22 protein-coding genes are annotated in these 25153 nt (G+C 68.4%); 4 read left to right on the forward strand and 18 right to left on the reverse strand.

The window, feature by feature from the left end; translation table 11 throughout:
• Positions 1–154: 154 nt before the first annotated feature.
• Together FNZ56_RS08860 and glnA are read right to left on the reverse strand one after the other, a co-directional pair.
• On the reverse strand, positions 155–1201 hold the full coding sequence (locus FNZ56_RS08860; protein WP_143879489.1) for a two-component system sensor histidine kinase NtrB: 1047 nt from the start codon (positions 1199–1201) through the stop codon (positions 155–157).
• A 73-nt stretch (positions 1202–1274) separates the two neighbouring features.
• Positions 1275–2684 (reverse strand): type I glutamate--ammonia ligase, encoded by a 1410-nt coding sequence (glnA, locus tag FNZ56_RS08865; RefSeq protein ID WP_143879490.1) that lies wholly within the window; start codon positions 2682–2684, stop codon positions 1275–1277.
• A gap of 212 nt (positions 2685–2896) precedes the next feature.
• Here glnA and FNZ56_RS08870 point away from each other — a divergent pair, with 212 nt between their 5' ends.
• Both FNZ56_RS08870 and FNZ56_RS08875 read left to right on the forward strand, forming a co-directional pair.
• Positions 2897–3742, forward strand: coding sequence for an undecaprenyl-diphosphate phosphatase (locus tag FNZ56_RS08870; protein WP_143879491.1), 846 nt, complete (start codon positions 2897–2899; stop codon positions 3740–3742).
• Between the two features lie 60 nt (positions 3743–3802).
• Positions 3803–4609 carry an META and DUF4377 domain-containing protein gene (locus tag FNZ56_RS08875; RefSeq protein ID WP_143879492.1) on the forward strand — a complete coding sequence of 269 codons (807 nt, stop codon included), beginning with the start codon at positions 3803–3805 and terminating at the stop codon, positions 4607–4609.
• 36 nt (positions 4610–4645) lie between these two features.
• On the opposite strand, the gene FNZ56_RS08880 is transcribed toward FNZ56_RS08875, so the two are convergent.
• The 8 genes from FNZ56_RS08880 to FNZ56_RS08915 form a co-directional block, all read right to left on the reverse strand.
• The gene (locus FNZ56_RS08880; RefSeq protein ID WP_143879493.1) at positions 4646–4828 is read right to left on the reverse strand and encodes a hypothetical protein; all 183 of its coding nucleotides are present in this window, start codon (positions 4826–4828) and stop codon (positions 4646–4648) included.
• 111 nt (positions 4829–4939) lie between these two features.
• Positions 4940–5542, reverse strand: coding sequence for a YbhB/YbcL family Raf kinase inhibitor-like protein (locus tag FNZ56_RS08885; RefSeq protein ID WP_143879494.1), 603 nt, complete (start codon positions 5540–5542; stop codon positions 4940–4942).
• 18 nt (positions 5543–5560) lie between these two features.
• Positions 5561–7633 (reverse strand): tetratricopeptide repeat protein, encoded by a 2073-nt coding sequence (locus tag FNZ56_RS08890; protein ID WP_143879495.1) that lies wholly within the window; start codon positions 7631–7633, stop codon positions 5561–5563.
• Between the two features lie 54 nt (positions 7634–7687).
• On the reverse strand, positions 7688–8671 hold the full coding sequence (locus tag FNZ56_RS08895; protein ID WP_143879496.1) for a YheT family hydrolase: 984 nt from the start codon (positions 8669–8671) through the stop codon (positions 7688–7690).
• A gap of 39 nt (positions 8672–8710) precedes the next feature.
• The gene (locus tag FNZ56_RS08900; RefSeq protein WP_246064553.1) at positions 8711–9499 is read right to left on the reverse strand and encodes a lysophospholipid acyltransferase family protein; all 789 of its coding nucleotides are present in this window, start codon (positions 9497–9499) and stop codon (positions 8711–8713) included.
• 39 nt (positions 9500–9538) lie between these two features.
• Positions 9539–10150: a YkvA family protein gene (locus FNZ56_RS08905; protein ID WP_143879497.1), complete on the reverse strand. Its 612-nt coding sequence runs from the start codon at positions 10148–10150 to the stop codon at positions 9539–9541.
• A 113-nt stretch (positions 10151–10263) separates the two neighbouring features.
• A complete protein-coding gene (locus FNZ56_RS08910) occupies positions 10264–10698 on the reverse strand; it encodes a hotdog fold thioesterase (RefSeq protein WP_143879498.1) in 435 nt (144 codons plus the stop codon).
• Between the two features lie 76 nt (positions 10699–10774).
• On the reverse strand, positions 10775–10984 hold the full coding sequence (locus FNZ56_RS08915) for a hypothetical protein (RefSeq protein WP_143879499.1): 210 nt from the start codon (positions 10982–10984) through the stop codon (positions 10775–10777).
• A gap of 315 nt (positions 10985–11299) precedes the next feature.
• Between FNZ56_RS08915 and FNZ56_RS08920 the strand changes: the two genes are divergently transcribed.
• Complete coding sequence (locus FNZ56_RS08920; RefSeq protein WP_143879500.1) at positions 11300–11689, forward strand: hypothetical protein; 390 nt, start codon at positions 11300–11302, stop codon at positions 11687–11689.
• 20 nt (positions 11690–11709) lie between these two features.
• Here the strand turns inward: FNZ56_RS08920 and FNZ56_RS08925 are convergent, their stop codons facing one another.
• The 7 genes from FNZ56_RS08925 to FNZ56_RS08955 all read right to left on the reverse strand — a co-directional run bounded on the left by FNZ56_RS08925 (position 11710) and on the right by FNZ56_RS08955 (position 20117).
• The gene (locus FNZ56_RS08925; protein WP_143879501.1) at positions 11710–13605 is read right to left on the reverse strand and encodes a phospholipase D family protein; all 1896 of its coding nucleotides are present in this window, start codon (positions 13603–13605) and stop codon (positions 11710–11712) included.
• Positions 13605–14174, reverse strand: a complete 570-nt coding sequence (locus tag FNZ56_RS08930; RefSeq protein ID WP_246064555.1) for a YceI family protein — start codon at positions 14172–14174, stop codon at positions 13605–13607. Before FNZ56_RS08930 ends, FNZ56_RS08925 begins: the two co-directional genes overlap by 1 nt.
• 10 nt (positions 14175–14184) lie before the next feature.
• A complete protein-coding gene (locus FNZ56_RS08935) occupies positions 14185–14664 on the reverse strand; it encodes a SixA phosphatase family protein (RefSeq protein WP_143879503.1) in 480 nt (159 codons plus the stop codon).
• Positions 14665–14737: 73 nt separating this feature from the next.
• Positions 14738–15193, reverse strand: coding sequence for a hypothetical protein (locus FNZ56_RS08940; protein ID WP_143879504.1), 456 nt, complete (start codon positions 15191–15193; stop codon positions 14738–14740).
• 125 nt (positions 15194–15318) lie between these two features.
• Positions 15319–15948, reverse strand: a complete 630-nt coding sequence (locus FNZ56_RS08945) for a ParA family protein (protein WP_143879505.1) — start codon at positions 15946–15948, stop codon at positions 15319–15321.
• A 58-nt stretch (positions 15949–16006) separates the two neighbouring features.
• Positions 16007–18913, reverse strand: coding sequence for a hybrid sensor histidine kinase/response regulator (locus tag FNZ56_RS08950; RefSeq protein ID WP_185970705.1), 2907 nt, complete (start codon positions 18911–18913; stop codon positions 16007–16009).
• Between the two features lie 10 nt (positions 18914–18923).
• Positions 18924–20117: an EAL domain-containing response regulator gene (locus tag FNZ56_RS08955; protein ID WP_185970706.1), complete on the reverse strand. Its 1194-nt coding sequence runs from the start codon at positions 20115–20117 to the stop codon at positions 18924–18926.
• Positions 20118–20279: 162 nt separating this feature from the next.
• Between FNZ56_RS08955 and FNZ56_RS08960 the strand changes: the two genes are divergently transcribed.
• Positions 20280–23993, forward strand: a complete 3714-nt coding sequence (locus FNZ56_RS08960) for an indolepyruvate ferredoxin oxidoreductase family protein (protein ID WP_143879508.1) — start codon at positions 20280–20282, stop codon at positions 23991–23993.
• A gap of 6 nt (positions 23994–23999) precedes the next feature.
• Here FNZ56_RS08960 and FNZ56_RS08965 read toward each other — a convergent pair whose 3' ends face one another.
• The gene (locus FNZ56_RS08965; protein ID WP_143879509.1) at positions 24000–25151 is read right to left on the reverse strand and encodes an acyltransferase family protein; all 1152 of its coding nucleotides are present in this window, start codon (positions 25149–25151) and stop codon (positions 24000–24002) included.
• Between the last annotated feature and the right edge of the window lie 2 nt (positions 25152–25153).

The raw sequence follows: 25153 nt of genomic DNA on the forward strand, positions 1-25153 counted from the left end.
CTCCCCTTCGTGGGAGAGGGTGGCGCGAAGCGCCGGGAGAGGGGATGCGCACGGCCCCCTCTCCTGCCCCCGTATCAAGTACGGGGCAGGCTCTGCGGGCATCCTCCCCCACGAGGGGGGAGGAAAAGATGTCGCACACGATCGCGATCTCGCTTTATGCATGCTCCGCTCCTTCGCTCTGCAGCGGCAACAACAGCGTGAACACCGTGTGCCCCGGGCGCGAACGGTAGGCGAGCGAACCGCGATGTTCGCGCGCGACCTGCTGCGCCAGCGCAAGGCCGAGCCCGCTGCCCTCGGCGCGTCCCGAGACCAACGGCAGGAACAGGCGTTCGGCCAGGTCTTCGGGCACGCCGCGCCCGTCGTCGACGATTTCCAGTCGCAGCACCGTCGCCGGCGCGGCATCGCCGATGCGCACGCCGTGTTCGGCGCGGGTGCGCAGCGTGACGCTGGCGGCGCCGGCCTCGATCGCGTTGCGTACCAGGTTCCACGTCGCCTGCGTGAGTCGATCCGCGTCGCCTTCGAATTCGGGCAGGCTCGGGTCGTAATCGCGGATCAGCTTCACCGCCCAGCCGGCGTCGTTCTCGGCCAGGCGCAGCACGCGTTCCAGCACCGCATGGATGTTCAACGGCTCGAACGGTTTCGCCGGCGCCGGCGAGAGCAGGCGGTCGAGCAGCGCGGCAAGGCGTTCGACTTCCGATTCGATCAGGCCGGTGAGTTCGCGCGAGGTCGGATCCTCCCGGTTTCGCCGCGCAAGCAACTGCGCTGCACCCTTGAGTCCGGCCAGCGGATTGCGCAATTCGTGGGCGAGTCCCTTCAACGCCGCGGACAGCGCGGAAGGCAATGCGACGGCGGGATCCTCGCCGGGGAATTCCTCCACCGGCTGCGCTTCCAGCCACCAGCCGCCGCTTTCGCGCCGCGACAGCAGCAGATCGGCGAAGCGCGGGATGTCGGTTCCGGGGAAGGCCATCGCCACCCGGCGCAGGCGCGCGAATTCCCGGTCGGACCCGGTGTCGCCCAAGGCCCGCGCCAGCGCATCGCCCTCGGTTTCCAGTGCTACCAGCGGCAGCCCGGGCAGGCGCCGCAGCCCCACGCCCAGCCAGCGCGCGCAAGCCGGATTGGCCCCGGCGATGCGGCCATCGGCGTCCAGCCACAGCACCGGCGTGGCCAACTGGTCGAGGGCGGGTGCGGTATCCACAGGCATTGCACCATTATCGTGCAAAAGCGAAGGCCCGCGGGTGCGGGCCTTCGCGCGTCGATCCGGAACGGCCAGGCCGTCAGATCGTGTAGTACATCTGGTACTCGAGCGGATGCGTGGCCGCGCGGAACGAGGTCACTTCCTTCATCTTCAGCGCAATGTAGGCGTCGATGAAGTCGTCGTTGAACACGCCGCCGGCCTTGAGGAAGTCGCGGTCCTTGTCGAGCGCGTCCAGCGCCTGGTCCAGCGAGTGGCACACGGTCGGGATGTTCTTCTCCTCTTCCGGCGGCAGGTCGTACAGGTCCTTATCGCTGGGCGCGCCCGGGTCGATCTGGTTCTTGATGCCGTCGAGGCCGGCCATCATCAGCGCGGCGAAGGTCAGGTAGCCGGTGTTCATCGGATCGGGGAAGCGGATCTCGATGCGGCGCGCCTTCGGGTTCGCCACGTAAGGAATGCGGCAGCTAGCGGAGCGGTTCGATGCCGAATACGCCAGCATCACCGGCGCCTCGAAGCCCGGCACCAGGCGCTTGTACGAATTGGTCGTCGAGTTGGCGAATGCGTTGATCGCGCGCGCGTGCTTGAAGATGCCGCCGATGTACCACAGCGCCATCTGCGACAGGCCGCCGTAGCCGTCGCCGGTGAACAGGTTCTTGCCGTCCTTCGCCAGCGACTGGTGCACGTGCATGCCGCTGCCGTTGTCGCCGACGATGGGCTTGGGCATGAAGGTCGCGGTCTTGCCGTTGCGGTGGGCGACGTTCTTGATGACGTACTTCATCGTCAGCAGTTCGTCGGCCTTCTGCACCAGCGAATTGAAGCGCGTGCCGATCTCGCACTGGCCGGCGTTCGCCACTTCGTGGTGGTGCACCTCGACCTCGATGCCGACCTGTTCCAGCGTCTTGCACATCTCGGCGCGGATGTCGTGCAGCGAATCCAGCGGCGCGACCGGGAAGTAGCCGCCCTTCACCATCGGCCGGTAGCCGCTGTTGCCGCCTTCGTAGTCGCGGCCGGAGTTCCAGTGCGCTTCCTCGGAATCGACCTGGTAGAACACGTGGCCCATCTCGTTGGCGAAGCGCACGCTGTCGAGGATGAAGAATTCCGGTTCCGGGCCGAAGAACGCCTGGTCGGCGATGCCGCTGGCCTTGAGGTAGGCCTCGGCGCGCCGGGCCACGCCGCGCGGATCGCGGGTGTAGGCCTGCATCGTGGTCGGGTCGAGGATGTCGCAGGTCAGCACCAGCGTCGGATCCGCGGTGAACGGATCGAGGAACGCGGTGGACGGATCGGGCAGCAGCACCATGTCCGAGTTCTGGATGCCGCGCCAGCCGCTGATCGAACTGCCGTCGAACATCTTGCCGTCCTCGAACAGCGAGGCGTCGACGATGGACTTGGGGAAGGTGACGTGGTGCTGCACGCCGCGCATGTCGGCGAAGCGCAGGTCGACGAATTCGACCTTGTGGTCCCTGATCAGTTTCTCGACGTTTTCGAGCGACATGGCGCGGCCTCGGTGGATGGTGGATGGCGGGAACAATGCAAGCGCCATGCCAGCCTGCCGCAACACGCAAGCGCTTGATTTCGAAGGGATCGATGTCGAAAGCCACTATTGCTTGCACCTATTTCGTGCAATCTACCTTCGGTTTGCACCAAATCCGTCGAACGCCCCATCGTGGGCTATGCTTCCTGACTGACGCCGATCCGGTTCCGTCCATGTCCGACCTCGTTTCCGCGATCCTTCTGGGCATCATCGAAGGCATCACCGAATTCCTGCCGGTGTCGAGCACCGGCCACCTGCTGATCGCCGAACACTGGCTGGGCGCGCGCAGCGAGCTGTTCAACATCGCCATCCAGGCCGGCGCCATCCTCGCGGTGGTCGCGATCTACCGCCAGCGCTTGTGGGACCTGCTGCTCGGCTTCCTCGGCCATCGTTCGCCGGCGAGCCACGATCCGGCCGGCATCGCGCTCGGCCCGGCACAGGCGCGCAGCTACGCTTTGAAGCTGCTGCTCTCGTTCGCAGTGACCGCCGTCGGCGGCCTGCTGGTGAAGAAGCTGGGCTGGGAATTGCCGGAAACCGTACGCCCGGTCGCCTGGGCACTGGTCATCGGCGCGGTGTGGATGCTGGTCGCCGAGCAACTGGCGGCGATGCGCGGAGGCGAACGCACCGCGATCTCGTGGACGACGGCGGTCCTCGTCGGCATCGCGCAGGTCGTGGCCGGTGTGTTCCCGGGCACTTCGCGCAGCGCGGCGACGATCTTCGTCGCCCTGCTCGCAGGCACCACCAGCCGTGCCGCGGCGACCGAGTTCGCGTTCCTGGTCGGCATCCCGACCATGTTCGCCGCCACCGGCTACGAACTGCTGAAGCTGGCGAAGAACGGCGGCATCGGGCAGGAGAACTGGACCGCGCTCGCGGTGGCGTTCGTGGTGTCGACCATCACCGCCTTCGTCGCGGTGAAGTGGCTGTTGCGTTACATCCAGAGCCATCGCTTCACCGCGTTCGCGGTGTATCGCCTCGTGCTCGGCGCCGCGCTGCTGTTGTGGCTGCCGGCGACGGCGTGAGTTTCACCTGATGCGAACGCCACGCGCGTTTGCATGGGCCGTTCCGGGGAGGAATTCGCGATGAAACGACTACTGCCCGCACTTGCCTTGCTGTCCCTGCTTGCCGGTTGTCCGGAAAAGGATTCCGACACGCCAGCGACGCCCGTTTCCACCGAAACGCCGGCCGCAAGCGATGCGAACGCCGACCTCGGTCGCTACCACTGGCGGTTGCAGGACGCGACCGACGCGAACGGCAAGCGCATCGAAGCGCTGTTCGTGCGCGAAGACAAGCCGTTGCAGCTCGATTTCATGGACGGGCGCATCGCCGTCGCCAACGCCTGCAACCGCATGGGCGGCGGCTATTCGCTCGAAGGCGAATCGCTGATCGTCGCGCGCATGGCCTCGACCATGATGGCCTGTGTCGATCGGAAGCTGATGGCGCTGGATGGCGAGATCGGCAAGCGCCTCGAAGGCGCATCGCAACTCGCGCTGTTGGCCAACGACACGCCGACGCTGACGCTCACGAACGCGGCTGGCGACAAGCTCGTCTTCGCCGGCGAACCGACCGCGGAAACGCGCTACGGCGGCCCGGGCGAACGCGTGTTCCTGGAAGTCGCGGCGCACACGAAGCCCTGTAGCCATCCGCTGATCCCGGACATACAGTGCCTGCAGGTGCGCGAGGTGATGTACGACGACAAGGGGCTGAAGGTCGGCACGCCCGGCGAGTTCGGGAACTTCTACGATTCGATCGAGGGCTACACGCACAAAGACGGCGTGCGCAACGTGCTGCGCGTGGATCGCTACGACATCAAAAATCCGCCAGCGGACGGTTCAAGCTACGCCTATGTACTCGACATGGTGGTCGAGTCCGACGCGTCGGGGAAGTGAGTCGTGCCGCGAAGCAGAATCAACTTGGGCGAATTGTTAGTCCGCGGCTTTACCTAGTGAAGACTGTACCCATGTTGCGATGAAGCGGACGCCGAACAAATAAACGGCAGCAAAGACAATAAGTGCGGCAATTGGAATTGCGGATTTGATCGGCTGCACGAACCAGTACAGGAAGGCGAGCCCAGCGATCTGGATTGCAAAAGATGAGGTCTTTGCCATGAATCTTGTCCTGCGTTTCGCTTCTGTCGCCTAACTGTGCTTACCAGGAGATTTCGCGGTCATATCGGATGCTGATGATAAAATCCGGCGCCGAAAACAAAAGCAGAGCCGCTATTTCGCGTTGAGCGAATACGTCCCGTACATCGACGCCTCGCCCAGCACATGCCCGTGCATCGCGCGGAACACGTCGCCCACGGCGAACTCCTGCGGAAGATCCAGCTTCGGCACATCAAGCGCGAACACCCGGAAGAAATAGCGGTGCGTGCGCAAGTCGTGCGGCGGCGGATACGGGCCGTCGTAACCGAAATACTCGCCACCCATCTCGGCATCGCCGGTGAACCAGCCGGTGTAATCGTTGAGCCCGCGCGCACCGCCGGCATCGCTGCCCGCCGGTTTCCCGCGCTGCGTCACGCCATCGCTGCAACTGCCCGCGGCAATTTCACCCACGGTCGCGGGAATGTTCGCCACGACCCAATGCACGAAATCGCCGCGCGGGTGCTCGACCGGGATCGGCGTCGCCGCATCCGCGACCAGCGCGCCATCGGTGGGCGCGTCGGTATCGATGCACAGCAGCGCGAAGGATTTCGTACCCGCGGGCGCCTCGCTCCACGCGAGGTGCGGGTTGCGGTTGCCGCCGAACCCGCCAGGTGCGCCCATCGCGAATTCCGCGTCGATCGGCCCACGGTGTTCGAAACTGTCGCTGCGCAGGTGCATGTCGTTCTCCGGCGCGGATCAGTCCGCAGGGTAGCCGAGGCGCACCGCGACCGGGGCGAGCAACGCGAACGCATCGGCGAGCGCGTCGCGGTAGTCGCGCCAGTGCCCGGTGGGGAATCGCGCCGGGCCGATTTCCTTCGGCGGGATCGGCAGGTTCGCCGGAAGCGCTTCGCCGAGTTGCCGCGCGAGCGCGATGCCATCGTCGAGGCTCTCGTCGACGCGCAACAAGTGGTGCGGATGCAGGTCGGCATCGTGCAGGTCGGCGACCTGTGCAAGCACCGATGACATCCAGCGCGCCGCTTCGGTCGCCGAGGTCAACGCGAGCGGCAGCGGCGCGCCGAAGGCGAGCCAATCGAGCAGCATGTCGCGCGGATCGCGCAGCACGACCAGCAACTGCGTGGACGGCAGGTGGGGGCGAAGCGCCAGCAACAACAGGTTGTCCCAGTACGGCAGCCAATCGATGATTTGGCCATCGGGCAGGCCGCGTTCGCCCAGCGCTTCGCGCCAGCGCGACACCAACTGTTCCGGCGCGAGCGTGCCGTCCTGCAGTTCGCCGATCGCGGCGAAGCGCTGGAACGGATCCTTGGGCGGCCGCGGGCCGAAACGATCGGAACGCAGCGCGGGCAACATGCCGGCCAACAATCCGGCCACGCGTTCCACGCCGGAACCCGGCGCGCCCCAGAGCAGGGTCGTGCGCGGCGATTGCGCATCGATGGTGCCCGGCTCCGGCCAGTTTTCGCGGGCCGCGCTCGCGGTCCACGGCGCGATGCGCTGTCCCGATTGCGCCGCGTGCAACGATTGCCACAACGATACGGCCTGCACCGGCTGGCCGGCGCGATCGTGCGCGAGCGCGAGCCAGGCTTCGATGCGCGCGCGCGATTGCGTGTCCTGCGCCTGCGGCAACAGGCTTTCGCAGCGCGCGACCGCGGCGGCCGGATCGCGTTCGAGCAGGTCCTGGAACAGGCGCAGTTCCGCGGAATAGCGGCCCGGTTCCAGTTCCAGGATCTTCGCCGCGGTTTCGTTGGCGCCGGCCACGTCGTTGCGGAGGATGCGATCGGCCATGCGCAGTTCGTGCGCCTCGACCGAAACCGGCATCGCGGAGAGCCAGCGTTCGATCACCTCGCCCGCGCCCGCGGAGCCCGGCGCTTCCAGCGCCAGCCGCGCCTGCCAGAGATCCCGGCTTTCGCGCGTGGTGGCCAGCGCCGCGTCCAACGTCGCGCGCGCATCGTCGGCATCGCCCAGGCGGCGCCAGGCCTCCAGCGCCGCGCGCAGCACGCGCGGATCGTCGGGTTTCCCGGCCAGCGCCTGGCGCAGGTGCGCGATCGCGGCCTGCGGGCGGTTCGCCTCGAGTTCGAGTTCGCCGGCCAGGCGCGCGAGCCCGGGCGTGGCCTTGGCCGGATCGGCCAGCAACGGCGCCATCGCCTCGGCGGCGTCGGCGGGTCGTCCCTGCTGGCGCAACAGGTCGGCGACCAGCGCATGCAGGTTCACCGCCGCCGGCACGCGTTCGATCACCTTGCGGAAGGCCTGTTCGGCGAAGGCGAGGTGCCCGAGCTGCAGGTAGGCGAAGCCGAGTGCGTACAGCAATTGCGGATCGTCGGGCGTGCGCTGCAGCGCGGTCGCCAGGATCACCTGCGCCCGCTCGCCGTCGCCCCGGCGCAGCGCCAGCATCCCGTCGATCGCGGCGAGGTGCGGATGTTCGTCGTCGACGCGCGCGGCGAGCTTGCGCTGGCGTTCGGCCTCGTCGAGGTCGCCGCGCCCGAGCGCGAGCTGGGCCTGGATCAGGTAGGCATCGAACTGGTTCGGGTCGAGCGCGATGCTGCGCCCGAGCGCGGCCTGCGCGGCGTCCTGCCGGCGCTCGGCGAACAGCAACGCGGCCAGGTCGAAATGCGCTTCCGGATCGTCCGGCGCGAGTTCGATCGCGCGCTCGATCGCCGCCCGTGCCGCCGCGTCGTCTCCCGCCTGCTGCAACGCCAGCGCCAGCATTCGCTGCGCGCCGGCGTCATCCGGCGTCGCGGACGCGGCCACCCGGGCCTGCTGCAGGGCCGCATCGGTTTCACCGCTGCGGAGGAGATCGAGGATTTGTTCGTGCATGGGTACGGCATACGGCGGGAAGCCCGCTAGTGTAGCGCCGGCCCACGCCGCGCCCTACGCCGCCAGCCGCCCCGCCACCCAGCGTTCGGCGTAACCGTCGAACCGCAGGTTCTCGAGGAAGCCGCAATGCCCGCCATGGCGGGCGAGTTCGAGCCGCGCCTCGCCGCCGGGCCGCAGTTCGCGGAAATGGCGCAGGGGAATCACCGGATCGTCCGCCGCCATCAGGATGTCGGCCGGCACCTGCAGCGCGGCGAGTCGGTCGCCGGCGATGGAATAGCCGTCGAAGTAGGCGCCGAGGTCGTCGAAATCCGTGTGCCGTTCCACCATCCACGCGGTGAGGTCGCGCATGCGCAGGCGCAGGGTGGCGTCGTCGAAATCGTGCTGCTCCGGGAACAGCTCGCGCTTGCGCCGCAGCGAACGCCGCCACTTGTGCTCGAAATAGCGCAGGTACTGCGGCATGCCGCGCTCCATCGCGTCCATCGTCGCCGCCGGATCGACCAGCGGGCAGACCGCGGCGACGCGCGCCAGCGGCAGCCCGGCGGCGGGCGCGCGCAAGGCCATGCGCAAGGCGAAATTCCCGCCCAGCGAATAGCCGGCCGCGACCAGCGGGCGGACCGGATGGCGCTTCGCCACCTCGACCGCGGCGCGCACCACCTCGTCGATGCGGTTGGAATGGAACAGCCCGGGATTGAGGTGGTGGCTGTCGCCGTGGTCGCGGAAATTGAGCCGGAACGTGGCGAATCCCGCCTGCAGCAACTTCGCCGCGGTCAGGCGCATGTAGCTCGATTCGGTGCTGCCTTCCCAGCCGTGCAGCAGCAAGGCGAGCCCGCGCGGTTCGCCTTCGCGTGGCGCGTTGTACACGCCCTGCAGGCGCACGCCTTCGCCGGCGTCGAGCACCACCGCTTCGGCGCTCGAGCCCTGCGCCGCGAGCATGCGGGCGCCGTGGCGGATCCGCATCGGGCTGCTGCCGAGCATCGATTGCACGTGCGGGCTGCGCAGCCACCATGGCGGCCGGTAGGACGAAGCGGTTTCGATCATCACGCCCGAGAGCCTACGCCCGCACGCTGGAGCAAATCGTCAAGGATCGTGCATCGCGGCGACGATGCGTTCGCGCGCCTCCTCGGCGATGCGGCGGCGGCCGTCGACCGCGCCCGGCGCGATCGGTTCGAGGAAGCGCACCTCGGCCTCGCGCGCGGGGTCGCCGAGGATGCGCAGGAAGTTGGCGAAGAAGCTTTCGTTCGGCCCGAACGCGACCTCGGCTTGCGCGTTGCCATTCGGCCCGTAGCGCAGCGCCACCGGTTGCACCGGCGCGCCAGCCTCGACCGCGGCGAGGAAGATGCGGGCGTGGAACGGCCCGACTTCGCGCCCGTCGCGGGTGCGGCCTTCGGGGAACACCCCGACCGAGCGGCCCGCGCGCAGCCGCGCCAGCATTTCGTGCAGCACGCCGCCGAGCGAGGCCTGGTCGCCACGCTGGTGGTAAATGGTTTCGCCGCGACTCGCCAGCCAGCCGACCACCGGCCAGCCCTGGATCTCGCGCTTGGCGACGAAACCCATCATGCGCTGGCTGTGCAGGGCGACGATGTCGATCCAGCTGACGTGGTTGGCGACGAACACGGTCGCGCCCGGCAAGGGCGTGCCGCGCCGGCGCATGCGGAAGCCGAACACGCGCATCAGCCCGCCCTGCCACCAGCGGATCAGGCGATGGTCGGGGCGTTCGCCCGATGACAGCCGCAGGCGGTGCAGCGGCAGCGAAGTCGCAAGCAGCACCAGCGGCAGGAACACGAACACGTGCAACAGCAGCCATGGCAGGCGCAGCGCGTAACGCAATGGACGCCAGCGATCGCGGCGGGTGGCGGGCGCGTTCACGCCGCCTCGCCGGCCGGTTCGGTCACCGCAGTGCAGGCCTCAGCGGAAGCTGAACATGCCCGGGCGCCAGGCACGGACATAGGTCTTGCCGGAGGAATAACCGCTGCTGCTGCCGTAGCCGACGCCGAAATCGCGCTCGCGGCGCTGGTGCATGCGGTCGACCAGTTCCTCGCGGCGGCCGCCCAGCCAGTCGGCGCGGCCGACCTTGGCCGGGTCGAGGCCGAGGCGCTCGGCCTGGCGCTGGCGGAAATCGCAGAAGTCGTCGTAGGCGTCGAGCTCGTGCTGCAGGTCGCGCACGCACATCTCGATCATCACCGCGTCGTCGAGGTAGCCGAGCACCGGCACCGAATCGGCGATCACGTCGTTGGGGTTGTTGAAGTAGACCAGCGCCGACAGCACGCGGTCGCGGTCGGCCGCGTCCAGCGACCAGGCGTCGTCGCGCAACATCGCGATCATGTCGTCCAGGCGCAGCAGGCGGCTGAGGATGAAATCGGGGATGCGCACCTTCTGCGCGTCGGCCAGCAGGCGTCCGGCGTTTTCGATGATCTCGGCGTCGGATTTGCCTTCGGCGGCCTTCTTCGAGGCCTCCATCGCGGCGTGGAAATGCTCGAGGTCGCGGTCGTTGAGTTCGAAATTGAGCGTGAGCGACATGGGCGTTCCAGCGGCTGAGGCGAGACGCGCAGACTAGGCCGGCGCCCGCGGATGGTCAATCCGGAGGATTCCACGGAAACACGCATTGCAGCCGTGGCCGCGGCCACGCAGGCTCAGCCCGGCAACGGGATCACCGCCAGCGTCAGCCGCGAAATGCAGGCGAGGCGGCCGCGTTCGTCCTCGATCCGGATCTCCCAGACCTGGGTGCTGCGGCCCACGTGCAGCGGCCGCGCGGTGCCGGTGACGAGGCCCTGGCGCACGCCGGCGAGGTGGTTGGCGTTGATCTCGATGCCGACCACGCCCTGGCCCTCGTCCACGCACAGGCCACCGGCGGTGCTGCCGAGGGTTTCGGCCAACAGCGCCGAGGCGCCGCCATGCAGCAGGCCGTAGGGCTGGCGGGTGCGCGCGTCCACCGGCATGGTGCCGCGCAAGTAGTCGGCGCCGATGTCGGTGAACACGATCCCGAGCGGCTCCATCGCGGTGCCGCGCGAGAGCGCATTCAGGGCCTCGAGCGTGATCGTGCGGCGGAACGGGCTGGCATTGCGCATCGCCCGACCTTAGCCGATGCCGGTACGGGCGGCCAGCACGGGATCGGGGGAGGCCCCGTGCCGGCCGCCCGCCGGTTCAAACGCAGCGGAAACGATCCGGGCCCCACGGCGGCTGCGCGAAGTGCTCTTCGCGCCCATAGCCACTGCTGTTGCCGTAACCGATGCCGAAATCGCGTTCGCGGTGCTGGTGGCGGACAGGCCGCGGCACCGGCTGCAACGACTCGCGCTTCTTCGCATCCGCCTCGCGGCGGCGCGGGGGACGGGGATTGCCGGGAGGGGGGAACATCGTGGACTCCTGCAACGCGCCGCGGGGGGACGGTGCGCGCATGCAGTCTCGCGCGCGCGTTGCATCCATGCGCGTGCGCAAAGTCATCGCACCAATGGCACGGGACGAACGGACTACACCGATCCCTCCCCGCGCGCATCCGTCGCGCGCGATTGCATTGCCGAGGGATCGCCCGAGCCCGGTCGAACACGGACGTCATTGGCCGGATTGCAGCGTGCGGGCCGTTCGCCGGAGCAGGGCATCGCGGAAGGCCGGCTTGTAGCGCGCTTCCGCCCCCGCTTTCCGACGCAACCCCGAGGTGACGCGATGAAAACGATGCTGCTGGCGCTGGCGCTGGTCCTGTCCCTGGTCGCCGGCTGCAGTCGTGGCGGCGGCGGCGACACCGCCGAGAAGGTCTTCGCGGACATGACCAGCAACATGCACGAGATGTCGGCGATCCTGGCCAGCGTCACCGACGAAGCCAGCGCGAAGGCCGCGGTGCCGCGGATCGACGCGGTGCGCACGAAGATGCGCGACTGCGCACGCCGCGCGCGGACCGTGCCCCGGCCCGATGCCGCGGCCGAGCAGCGGCTCAACGCCGCCGCCGAAGCGATGCAGCGCGACATCATGCCCGCGGTGCTGGCCGACCGGCAGCGGCTGCAGGCAAGGCCGGAGCTGATGGCGATCCTGGCGCCGGCGCTGGAAGGAATGGAAAACGACCTTTGAAGGCGATCGTTTGAAAGGCCTTACAGGATCGGTGCGAGCCCGGCGCCGAACGCGGTGAAGATGCGCGTTAGCAGGCTCTTGAAGCCGATGCTGACCTCGGGGAAATCACCGACCGCGCGATAGCACTGGCGGAAATGCGGATCGTTCGGCGGCAGCGGCCCGGGGCATTCCGGCCCGGGCACGAAGTCGTAGCTGGTGGCGTAGCGCACCGGCCACAGGTCGAACAGCGGCATGCGTTCGGACAACTTCGCCAGCGTGTATTCGATGCCCGGCAGGATCGGCGACGGATTGCGGCGCGCGATGGTCCAGGCGTTGCCCGGCAGCATGTCGCCGTCGATGCTCGCTTCCAGCGCCCGTGCGAACGCCGGATCGTCGATCACCAGCGCGCTCTCGGTGTTGTAGGCATCGCCGCGCGGGTCGAAGTTGTGGGTGCCGACCACGCCGATGCGCCCGTCGATCACCATGGATTTCGCGTGCAGGCCGCGGCGCGCGCCTTCGCGCGTGAGCGGCAAGGGCTTGTTCACGCCGACGCCGGCGAAGCGCAGTGCCGCGTATTCGCGCATCAACGGCGTCGGGTGCTTGCCGCCGATCGCTTCGTCCGCGTCGGTCGCCGCGCCCGCCACGTCGCTTCCCGCGGTTCCCGGCGCGCCTCCATCGCCGAGCAACGACGCAGGAACCGTGCCCGGGAACGGTTTCACTTCGTGGATCTCGAAGCCGAAGTCGCGCAGGTAGCGGCGCTTGTACTTGTACGACAGCGCGTAGGTGATGAAGGAATCGGTGGACGCGAGGCTGTTGGTCGACACCACCACCCGCGGCGGCTGCGCGCGCGCATGCAGTTCGCGGAACATCTGCTGCGCGGGCTTCGACAGCACGAGGTACGGCGTTTGCAGCAGCACTTCGTCCCGGGCCGATTCGACCAGTTCGCGCAGGCCGCCGGTCGAAGCCGAATGCCCGCCATCGCGGCTCTTTTCCGGCAGGTCGGCGATGAAGCGCACCGCGCCGACGTCCAGTGCGTGCCCGGCGAGGCGCGCGGCGAGGTCCTGGTCGCTGGCGTCGCCGGACAGTTGCACGACCCGCTCCGGCATTTCATACGGCACGTCCGGCAGCGCGGGAATGCCGTGCTCGAGCAGCATTCCGCCGACATCGGCAAGCTGTTCCACCGGCACGCTGCGCCGCGATGCCCAGAACGCGTCGAAGTTCGCCGCCATGTCGCGCGCCACCGGCCCCGCGACCAGCAGGTCGCGGTCGCGGAAGTTGTAGTCCGCGTCCCAGTCGTAATAGTCGTCCTGGTAGTTGCGCCCGCCGGTGATGCCGATCGCGCCGTCGATGAGCAGCAGCTTGCTGTGCATGCGGTGGTTGAGCTTGTGCCAGCAGCAGGCCGAGGCGAGCAGGTACATCGGGTAGCTGATGCGCGCGCGCTGCAGCACCGGGTTGTAGATGCGGATCTGGAAATTGCGGTGCGCGCCGGCCAGCGCCGCCAGCGTCTGCACGCGCTCCAGCGCCGAGAGCTGGTCGATCAGCACGCGCACGCGCACGCCGCGTTTCGCCGCCGCGAGCAGTTCGTCGAGCATCAGCCGGCCGGCGTCGTCTTCCTCGAAGATGTAGGTCTGCAGGTCGATGCTGGTGGTCGCGCTGCGGATCAGGTTGACCCGCGCCAGCAATGCGTCGCGGCCGTCGTCGAGGATCAACGCGCGGTGCCGCGGCGTTCCGTTCGCGCTTTCGGCGAAGGCGTCCGCGGCGAGCTGGTGCAGCGGCGACGATTGCGCGCAGGCATCGGCGGAATCGCAACTGCTCGCGTCGGAACGCCCCGCTTCCACCACGGCTTCCGCGCGCTCGCGTTGCGCCGGGCCCAGGCCCACGCAGGCGCTCAGCGCGAGCGCGAGCATTGCCGCCGCGATCGCGCGCCATGCCGCCATCAGCCGCGCGCCTCGCCCAGCCGCACGCGCAGCAGGAAGCGCACGCGGTCGCGCACCGCGATCTGCCACGCATCGATGCCGTAATCGCCGCGGCGCACGCTGCCTTCCACCTGCAGGTCGCAGTCGTAGGCGGGTCGCGCACATTCCATCGGCGTCGGCGCGATGGTGAACGCCTGCCGCCGGCGCACGCCGTGCATTTCCAGCACGCCGTGCAGCGGGCCGCCCTGGCGCAACAGCGCGACCGGATACGGATCGGACAGGAAGCTGACCTGCGGATAGCGTTCGGCGGCGAAGAAGCCGTCGCCGCGGCTGAAGCTGGTGTAGTTCGGGTGGCCGATGATCTCCACGCTCGCGGTGCGCAGGGTCATGCGCACGCGATGGCGCCCGTCCGGCAGTACTTCGACGTCGCCTTCGAAGTCGGGGAACACGCCTTCGAGCCGCTGGCCCCAGCGCGTCTGCAGTTCGAAGCCGATGCGGCTGCGCGCGCGATCGAAATCCTGCGCGTTCGCGACCCACGCCACGAACGCGACGCAGGCACAGGCGCCGGTCGCGATGACGCGGCCGAACACGCTCAGTGCCTCACGGCCACCAGAACGCGTCGAGCCGCGCGATCCCCGGCTCGATCGCCGCATCGACCGGCAAGCCGAGCACCGCGACCGCGCCCGGCGGCATGCCGCGGTAATCGCCGGACTGGCCGCTGTGCATCAGCGCGAGCAACTGCTCCAGCCCCGGGTTGTGGCCGACGAGCACGAGCCGCGCCGCATCGCGGTTGGCGTCAGCCAGCGCGATCAGCGCGCCTGGCGTCGCGTCGTAGATCGACGGTTCGAACTGCACGGCGAGCCCGCTACCGAGTTCGACATCGACGTGATTCCATGTTTCGCGCGTGCGGGTCGACGGCGAGCACAAAACGCGATCTGGATGCGCGCCGTGCTCGCGCAACCATTTGCCCGCATCGCGCGCTTCGGTACGTCCGGTCTCGGACAACGGCCGCCCGGCGTCGTCTTCCCCGGCTCCGGCGGATTCGGCGTGGGCGTGGCGGAGCAGGATCAGTTGGCGCATGGGGTTTCCATCGAAGGCGTGTCAGCAAATGTAGGCTGGGTTGAAGCGCAGCGTAAACCCAGCGTCAAAATGATTAACGTGGATCAACACCTTTTGGCAAACAGGAAAGTGTATGAATGTCCTTGCCGCCATTAGCAACCGTAGCGTAAGTCGCAGTTCCGAGATCGCCGCCATACTGTTTGACATCAGAGGCAACGACCGCCATGCACTCGGACTTCGAGTCATATGAATACAAAGGCGTAGGCTTGGGATTGTTCACAAGATAAGCGCCTAAATATTTGACGGTATGCCACATGATGTATTCATGCGGTTCGGCTTGCTTGTCACTGATGGACGCAAGAAACGTCGCCTGCTTCCCTATATTTTCTCTGTTTTCATTTTCTTCCTCGCGCAATGAATCAACTTGAGTTCTAAGCTGTTGAACCTGCGCTTCGAGCATTTCAATTCGCTTTGTTGTTCCAGCCGGCGGGGTTTCGGTGCTGCAGCCAGCTAATGCAAGTACGACGCAAATGCTTGCCACCAATCTCATAACTCCCCCTTGGCAACCATTTTGTTCCGTCGACTCAAGCCCTGCTTGATTGTGTGAACCTGCTGGGATTTCGTTTCACTCCATCCCAGCCTACGGTCGCCTGATTCGACCACGAGACACGTCCCTCAAGCCCGCTTCAACCACTTAAGCAACGGCTGCCAGTCGCCCTGGTGGTCGCGCACCTGCTGCGAGTGGTAATCGAACAGGCTGCGGCCCAGGCCGGTGAGCACCACGTAGGCCTGGCTGTCCCGCAACTGCGCCACCAGCGGATACGGCCACGATTCGAGCATCTCCATCGCCTGGCGCGACGCATTGGTATGCGGCTTCAAACGATTGCCCACCAGCGCCACCGGCAACTTGCCGCGGTGCACGCGCGGATGCTTCGACAGCGCCTCGAGGAACGGCACCGTCGCTTCGAGATCGAGCGCGGAAGGCTGCAATGGAACGACCACCGCATCGGCCATGTCGAGGAAGGACGCGAGGTGTTCGGCCATCGCCCCGGCCGGCGCGTCGATCACCACGTTCTGCGCGTCGTCGGGCACCTGCTTCTGCCAGTTGCGGCGGGTGCCATCGACCGGCAGCACCGCGCTGTCCAGCCCGGCGCGGCGCTCGGCCCAGCGGATCGAGGAATGCTGTGGGTCGGCATCGACCAGCACCGTGCGCTTGCCCGCCAGCGCGGACTGCGCCGCCAGCTGGGTCGCGATCGTGGTCTTGCCGACACCGCCCTTGGAACTGGCCACCAGCACGGTCTTCATCGCGCGATCTCCGTTGGTTTCCGGGCGAGGGTACACCGGGGCGGCGGCGCGGCGCGGTTCACCCCGGCCAGCGCTCGGCCACATGCAGCTGCAGGCGTTCGCCGGCGGTGGCGACATCGGTGGCCAGCGGCGGCACCGCCATCCAGTCGCCGTCGCGGGCCGCGGCTTCGAGGCGTTCGGCGGCATCGGCCAGTTCCAGCGCACCGACCGTGCGCGCCGCGCCCTTGAGTTTGTGCGCCTGGCGGGTGAGCGCAGGCAGGTCGCCGTCGATGCGCGCGGCTTCGAGCACGGCGAGGTCCTCGCGGGTGCTGGCGAGGTAGTCGTCGAGCAGGGCGCGCAGGTCGGCGTCGTTGCCGCCAGTCAGCGTCGCGAGCACGTTCTCGTCGAACGGCGGCGGGCGGTGCAGCTGCGGCAACGCGGTGGCGGGCGCGGGCGCATCGACGGGCGTGGCCGGCGGCGTCGCGGCCGTGGCGGTGTGCGGCAGCCAGCGTTGCAGGGCCGCGACCAGGGTGGGAATCGCGACCGGCTTGGCGAGGTAATCGTCCATGCCGGCGTCGAGGCAGCGTTCGACCTCGCCCTTCAGCGTGGCCGCGGTCAGCGCGACGATCGGGGTATGCCCGCCGCGGCCCTCCTTCGCTTCCAGGGTGCGGATCGCGCGCGCCATCTGGTAGCCATCCATGTGCGGCATGTGCACGTCCGAGAGCACCAGCGCATAGCGCCCGCTGCGCCACGCGGCGAGGCCCTGCGCGCCGTCCTCGGCGGCTTCGCTGGCGTAACCGGCGAGCGCGAGTTGGCGCGCGATCACCATGCGGTTGGTCGGATGGTCGTCGACCAGCAGGACCAGGCTGCGCTCGGCTTCGGCCTCGGCCACGCTCGGCAAGCGGCGCGGGGCGAGGCCGGCGGCCGCGGGCGCGATCGCGTCGAACGCATCGGTTTCGACTTCCTCCTCCGGCGCCGCCTGCAGCGGCACCAGCAGGCGCATGGTCGTGCCCTGCCCGGGTTCGGATTCCATCGTCACCTCGCCACCCATCAGTTCGGCGAGGCGGCGGCAGATGGCGAGGCCGAGGCCGGTGCCGCCGAAGCGCCGGGTGGTATCGCCCTCGGCCTGCACGAAGGGCTGGAACAGCTTCGCCTGCGCCTCCTTGCCGACGCCGATGCCGGTGTCGCTGACGCGGAAGCAGACCACGTCGCGGTCGCCATCGCGGCGCTGCAGTTCGAGCGCGAGGTCGATGCGGCCGCGCTCGGTGAACTTGATCGCATTGGAAACGAAATTGCCGAGCACTTGGCGCAGGCGCAGCGCATCGGCCCAGTACGCGGCGCCCAGTTGCGGGTCGATGCTGCAGCCGAGCACCAGGCCCTTGCTCGAAGCCGAACCGCTGAAGTTGGCGACCACCCCGCGCGCGACCTTGCCCAGGTCGGTCGCGGCCGGCGACAGTTGCATGCGCCCGGCCTCGATCTTCGAGAAATCGAGGATGTCGCCGATGATCTGCAGCAGCGACTGCGCCGAGGACTGGATCACGTTGAGCGAACGCCGCTGCTCGGCGTCGAGGTTGGTGTGGGCGAGGATCTCGACCATGCCGGTGACGCCGATCATCGGCGTGCGGATCTCGTGGCTCATGGCGGCGAGGAACGCGCTCTTGGCCTCGTTCGCCTCGCGCGCGCGGCTTTCGCTGGTGCGCAGGTCTTCCTCCAGTTGCTTGATCCGGGTCAGGTCGGCGGCGACCGCAAGCAGGCCGTTGCCGCCGCGGCGCGCGTCCGGCAGCGGCGCCAGCGCGAGCAAGGCATGCACCGCTTGTCCGTCGCGATTCAGCATCGGCACTTCGGACGGCGCGACGCCCTGTTCCGCCAATGCACGCAGCAGGCGCCAGTCCGCGGGCATGGCCGTGCCGCCGCGTTCGGCCCATTGCTTCGCCATCGCAGCGAAGCCGGCCTGGACCATCAACGGCGGCGCGAAATCGCCGACCCGGTCGAGCATCGGCGCGTCGCGGCCGACGAATTCCTGCGCCTGGTACCCGAACAGGCGTTCTGCGCCCTGGTTGAACAGGAAATAGCGGCCCTCGCTGTCGAGCGCGACGATCGCCACCGGCGCGGCGTCCAGCAACGAGCGTTGCAGCGATTCGCGCAACAGCAGCGACTGCCGGGTGCGCTCGTTGTTCGCGAGCTGTTCGTTCAACCTGTCCTCGGTGTCGCGCACGTTGTCGCGCATGCCGAGGAAGGCATCCATCACCTCACCCAGCTCGCCGCTGGGGCGGTAGTGCGGTTCGGCGGCGTAATCGTGCTCGCGCATGCGCAGTGCCAGCCGGGTGAGGCTTTCGACCCCGCGATAGGCGTTGCGCAGGATCCAGCGCCCGGCCAGCGCCGCGACCAGCAGCGCCAGCAGCGACAGGCCGATGCGCAGCGCGCTGGCCATGCGCCCGCGCGCGATGTCCTGCTGCACCAGGCCTTCGGCCTGGCCCATTGCCGCATCGGACAGTTTCTGCAGGCGGGTGGTCACCGGATCCACCGCCGGGTACAGATCGGTGTCGGCGAAACGGCCGAGTTCCTGGATGTCCTCGCGTTGCAGGATCGCGCGCAGGCTCGCGGCCGCGGCATCGGCGCGCACCCGCGCGGCACCGGCCTGTTCGAACAGCACATGCTGTTCCGGCGTGCGCGGCAGGATTTCGAGCCGCTTCCAGCTGCCGTCGATCGCGCTGCGCGCGGCGTCCACGCGGGCCACGCCCTCGTGCCAGGTGATGAGGGCGTTGCGCGCCTTGAAGGTGGTGTCGACCACGCCGGCGGCGTAGCCCTCGGACACCGCGTTCAACAGCCGCATGCGCTGCAGCGACTGGTCCTTCATCTGTTCCAGCGATACCCGCGAACGCTGCTGCGCGATCTCGTCGATCGCGAGCACGCTCGCCCCGGTCAGCAGGAACAGTCCGAACAGGGCCCAGAGCTGGTGGCGGATCCCGAAGGTCGGCCGGCCCACGCGTGCGCCCTCAGTTGGGACGGCGCCAGCGGCCGATGGTGGCGACGAGCTCCTCGCCCGGGACCGCGGGCGACACCAGGAAGCCCTGCGCGGCATCGCAGCCGAGCGCGGCCAGCATCTGCCAATCGTCGGTGGTTTCCACGCCCTCGGCGACGGTCTCCAGGCCCAGCTTGCGCGCGAGGTCGAGGCTGGCTTCCACCACCGCGCGCTTGCGCGGTTGCGCGTGCGCATCGGTGACGAAGCCCTGGTCGATCTTGAGTTCGGTGAAGGGCACCTGCGAGAGCTGCGCCAGCGAGGAATAGCCGGTGCCGAAATCGTCGATGGACAGGCCGAAGCCCTTCAGCCGCAGGCGCGCGAGCACGCCGAGCCCGCGCGCGGCATCGGCCATCACCAGGCTTTCGGTGATTTCCAGCACCACGTCGGCCGGATCCACGCCCAGTTCCTGCACCAGGCGCTGGTAATGGTCGGCGGCAGCCGGGTCGTGCAACGTCGCCGGCGACACGTTCACCGACAGGCGCAGGCGCATGCCGGCGTCGTCCCACTGCCGCTTCCACTGGCAGGCCTGCACCAGCATCGCCTCGGTCAGCGCCTCGGCCAGCCCATGGCGTTCGATCACCGGGATGAAATGCCGCGGCAGCACCACGTGGCCATCCGCGCGCCGCCAGCGCGCCAGCGCCTCGATGCCGATCGCCTTGCCGTTGCCGAACTCGACCTGCGGCTGGAACCACGGCACCACTTCGCCGGCGGCGAGCGCGGCGCGCATGTCCTCGCCGCTGACCTCGATCGCCTCGTCTTCCCCGGCCTCGGCCTGGCGCTCCTCGTACTTGGCCAGTACCGCCTGCAGCTTGTCGCCGGTCAGCGGTTTCTCCACGCTGCCGAGCACGAACAGGCCGTAGGCGCGGGCCATGGTCTGCACGGTGTTGAGCAGCGCCGGATCGAGCGCGCTGACCAGCGCCACCGCGCGCGCCAGCCGGCGCTGGGCGACGTGGCCGATGAATTCGATGCCGTCCATGCCCGGCATGTCGAGGTCGACCAGGACCACGTCCGGCGGCTGCGCCTGGCGTTCCAGCAATGCGAGCGCGGAGGTGCCGTCGGCCGCTTCGAGCACGCCTTCGATCCCGCATTCGGCGAGCAGGCGCAGCGCCACGCGGCGCTGGAAGCCGTGGTCCTCCACCACCAACACACGTAGTGCCGACAGGGCCATGCCCTCCCCCGAGGACTCGCAGGCGCGAAGGGCAAGCCTACTCCGCCGGCGCGGTGCGCGGGAAGCCGCGCGGGCGTTTTGGGTGCGCGCGTTAGAATTCGCATCCGAAAACCGTGCGCGGGTTCGCATCCGTGTGGCCGCCAGTCGCAGGCAGGAACCGCCATGACCAGCACCGCCGAACTCTCCTCGCCGGCTTCGGCGAACACCGACCTCACCCATGGCGTGGTCGATCCCGACTACACCCTCGCCGACAAGTACGCGCGTACCTCGGGCCGCATCTACCTGTCCGGCGTGCAGGCGCTGGTGCGGCTGCCGATGATGCAGAAGCTGCGCGACGAACGCGCCGGGCTGGACACCGCCGGTTTCGTCAGCGGCTACCGCGGCTCGCCGCTGGGCGGTTTCGACCTGGAGCTGTGGCGCGCGAAGAAGCAGCTCGAGGCGGCGAAGGTGCGTTTCCAGCCCGGCCTCAACGAGGACCTCGGCGCCACGATGGTCTGGGGCACGCAGCAAGCCGGCCTGTTCCCGGGCGCGAAGCACGACGGCGTGTTCGGCATGTGGTACGGCAAGGGTCCGGGCGTCGATCGCTGCGGCGACGTGTTCAAGCATGCGAACGCGGCCGGCACCTCGAAGCACGGCGGCGTGCTCGCGCTCGCGGCCGACGACCACGCATGCCGCAGCTCGACCTTGCCGCACGGCAGCGAGCACGAATTCGTCAGCGCGATGATGCCGGTGCTGAACCCGGCCGGGGTGCAGGACATCCTCGACATGGGCGTGCTCGGCTGGGCGATGTCGCGTTACACCGGCCGTTGGGTCGGCTTCAAGACCATCGCCGAAACCGTCGAATCCTCCGCTTCGGTGGAAGTGGATCCGTTCGCGATCGAGATCGCGATGCCAGGCGATTTCGAAATGCCGCCGGGCGGACTCAATATCCGCTGGCCGGATCCGCCGCTGGACCAGGAAATGCGCCTGCACCGTTACGCGGTGAAGGCGGCGCAGGCCTTCGCGCGCGCGAACAGGCTCGACCGCGTGGTCATCGATTCGCCGAACGCGCGCCTCGGCATTGCCACCACCGGCAAGTCCTACCTCGATGTGTTGCAGGCGCTGGAAGTGCTGGGCCTGGACGCAGCCGCCTGCCGCGACCTCGGCATCCGCGTGTACAAGGTCGGCATGACCTGGCCGCTGGAACCGGTCGGCATCGCCAACTTCGCGCGCGGGCTCGAGGACATCCTCGTCGTCGAGGAGAAGCACGCCTTCATCGAGTCGCAGATGAAGGAACAGTTCTACAACTTCGAAGGCAGGCGTCCGTCCATCGTCGGCAAGTACGACGAATCCGGCGAATGGATCCTGCCGAGCACGAATGAGTTGACCCCGGCGCGGATCGCGCGCGCCATTGCCGCGCGGTTGTCGCGCTTCCACCAGAGCGAACAGATCGCCGCGCAGCTGGCCTTCCTCACCGCCAAGGAAGCCGAGCTCGCGCTGCCGCGCGCCAACTTCCCGCGCGTGCCGCATTACTGCTCGGGTTGCCCGCACAACACCTCGACCGTGGTGCCCGAAGGCTCGCGCGCGCAGGCCGGCATCGGCTGCCACTACATGGTGACGTGGATGAACCGCGACACCGACACCTTCACCCACATGGGCGGCGAAGGCGTGACCTGGGCCGGGCAGGCGGCGTTCACCGACACGCCGCACGTGTTCCAGAACCTCGGCGACGGCACCTATTTCCACAGTGGTTCGCTGGCGATCCGCCAGGCGATCGCGGCCGGCGTCAACATCACCTACAAGATCCTCTACAACGATGCGGTGGCGATGACCGGCGGCCAGCCGGTGGACGGCACGCTGACCGTGCCGCAGATCGCGCAGCAGATGCGTTCCGAAGGCGTGCAGGTGATTGCGCTGGTCAGCGACGACATCGGCAAGTGGAACGATCCGTCGCGCGCTTCTAAAGATGTGTTCCCCGATGGCGTCAGCTTCCACGACCGCCGCGAACTCGATGCGGTGCAGAAGCAGCTGCGCGAGGTGAAGGGCACCAGCATCCTGATCTACGACCAGACCTGCGCGACCGAGAAGCGCCGCCGGCGCAAGCGCGGCAAGATGGCCGATCCGCAGAAGCGCGTGTTCGTCAACACGCTGGTCTGCGAAGGCTGCGGCGACTGCGGCAAGAAATCGTTCTGCGTGTCGGTGCTGCCCAAGGACACCGAGTTCGGGCGCAAGCGCGAGATCGACCAATCCAACTGCAACAAGGATTATTCCTGCGTCGAAGGCTTCTGCCCCAGCTTCGTCACCGTGCATGGCGGCGCGCCGCGCAAGGGCAAGAAAGCATCCGCCGCGGATCGACTCGCGAACCTGCCGGCTCCGACGTTCAAGACCGACCTGTCGCAGCCCTGGAACATCCTGATCACCGGCGTCGGCGGCACCGGCGTGGTCACCATCGGCGCCTTGCTCGGCATGGCAGGCCATCTCGAAGGCCGTGGTTCGACCGTGCTCGACCAGACCGGCCTCGCGCAAAAGGGTGGCGCGGTGACCACGCACGTGCGCATCGCGCGCACACCGGACGATATCCACGCGGTACGCGTGGCCGCCGGCGAAGCCGACCTCGTGCTCGGCTGCGACATGGTCGTGGTCAACGATTATTGGGCACTGTCGAAGATCCGTGCCGGCCGCACGTCCGTCGTCATCAACACCTACGAGGCGATGCCGGGCACGTTCACGACGCGCCCCGACCTGGAATTCCCCGCCGCCGACATCGTCGAAGCGGTGCGTGTCGCACTCGGCGATGCCGCGTCATCTTGGCTGCACGAAGTCGACGCGACGAAACTCGCGACCGCGCTGATGGGCGATGCCATCGCCGCCAACCTGTTCATGCTCGGCCATGCCTGGCAGCAGGGCCTGGTACCAGTGTCGTTCGAGGCGCTGATGCGCGCGATCGAACTGAACGGCGCCGCGGTGGAGATGAACAAGACCGCGTTCGCCTGGGGCCGGCTCGCCGCGATCGACGCGAACGCGGTGGCCGAAGCCGCCGGCGCGATCCGCAATGCACCGACGGCCGCCGAAGCCACGCCGCACGAACTGCCGCTGCTCGGCGCGACCGCGAACGAGGCGCACGAATCCGGCCTTTCGCCGCAATCGGGATTGCGCGACGAGGACGAACTGCGCCACGTGCCGGCCGCGAACGTCGGCGAAGTGGCGTTCCTGCCGCTGGACGACCTGCGCCTGTCGCGTTCGCTGGACGAACTCGTCGCGCGCCGCGTCGCCTTCCTCGGCGAATACCAGGATGCGAAGTACGCGAAGCGGTATTCCGACTTCGTGGCGAAGGTGCGCGCGGCCGAATCTGCGAAAGCGCCGGGTTCGAACGACCTGTCCGAAGCCGTCGCCCGCTATTTCTTCAAGCTAATGGCGTACAAGGACGAATACGAAGTCGCGCGCCTCTACACCAGCGGCGAGTTCAAACGCCGGCTCGAGCAGCAGTTCGACGGCGATTACAAGCTGCATTTCCACCTCGCGCCACCGCTGCTGGCGAAGAAGAACGCCAAGGGCGAGCTGGTCAAGCGCGAATACGGCCCGTGGGTGTTCACCGCGTTCAAGCTGCTGGCCAAGCTGCGCGGCCTGCGCGGCACCGCGCTGGACGTGTTCAGCTACACCGACGAACGCCGCGGCGAACGCGCGCTGATCGGCGACTACGAGAAGACCGTCGGCGGCCTGCTCGACAAGCTCGACTCCGGCAACATCGCGCTGGCTGCGGAGATCGCCGGCATTCCGGAACAGATCCGCGGCTACGGCCACGTCAAGCACGCGAACCTGCTCGCGGCGAAGGCGCGCGAGGCGGAACTGCTGGCCGAGTGGAACAACCCGTTGCGCGTGGTGGTGCGCGCGGCCTGACTTGTCTCAGGCGCGCGCAGCTTGCGGCGACCAGCGCCGCCGCAACGCGCGTTCGCAGGGAATCGAATACGCGTGCGCCCAGGCCGCGGCCAGGGCCCAGCAGGCGAGCACCACCGGTGGGAACCACCATGCGCCCGAACGCACATCGCCGCCCATCGCGCGGAAGAGGCCGACCGCGGCGAACACCACGAACATGTGGCTCAGGTACACCTCGTAACTGAGGCGCCCGAGCGAACGTAGCCAGCCGAGTCCTCGCAGGCCACGGGCGCCCTCGCGCGAATTCCAGTGCAGGCCCAGCACCAGCGACGCGGCGGACAGCGTGAGCACCAGCATGTAGCCGTTGCCGACGGCCTTCCACAGCAGGTCGCCGAACACGAACACCGTCGCGAGTCCCGCCGCGCCGAGGAACGCCAGCAGGCGCGCGATGGCCCTCGACGGCGACACGCGATTCGCAAATATGGCGGCGAGCACGCCGGTCGCGATCGCCGCCATGCCCGGGAGATAGGCCTTCTCCTGCCAGATCTCGTTGCCGTCCAGCGCCATGCGCGTGACCGGCAGCGACAAGGCGAGCGCTGCGAGCGCAACGGCGAGCGCGCGCACGTCGCGCAACAGCAGGCAGGCAAGCGGGAAGCCGAGGTAGAAGACTTCCTCGATCGACAGCGACCACAGCACGTCCCAGCCACCCGGCAACCAGCCGGTCTGGCCTTCGTACCAGTTGAGGTACAGGCCGAGCGCGGACAGCAACGCACCGCCGAGCGATTGCCCCGCCTTGTCGATGACGTAATTCGGCACGCCAACGAGGTGCAACAGCGACAGCACCGCCAGCAGCAGCAACAGGCAGGGCAGGATGCGCGCGGCGCGGCGCGCGTAGAACGCGCGCAGGTCGATCGCGGCCAACGAACCCCAGCGCCGCAGGGAATGACCGGCGATCAGGAATCCCGAAATCACGAAGAACACGAACACCGCCTCGTAGCCGTTGTAGCCCAGTGCACCGAGCAGGCGCCCGGGCACGACATCCGCCAGCGCGGTTTGCTTCGGCGGAATCCGCAGCGCGACGTGATGGATGACGACCAGCAGGATCGACACGCCGCGCAGCGCGTCGATACCCGGATTGCGCGGCCACGTGCCGTCGGCAACCGTCGCTTCGTTCGCCGGCATCG

Source organism: Lysobacter lycopersici (assembly GCF_007556775.1).
Taxonomy (GTDB): Bacteria; Pseudomonadota; Gammaproteobacteria; order Xanthomonadales; family Xanthomonadaceae; genus Pseudoluteimonas; species Pseudoluteimonas lycopersici.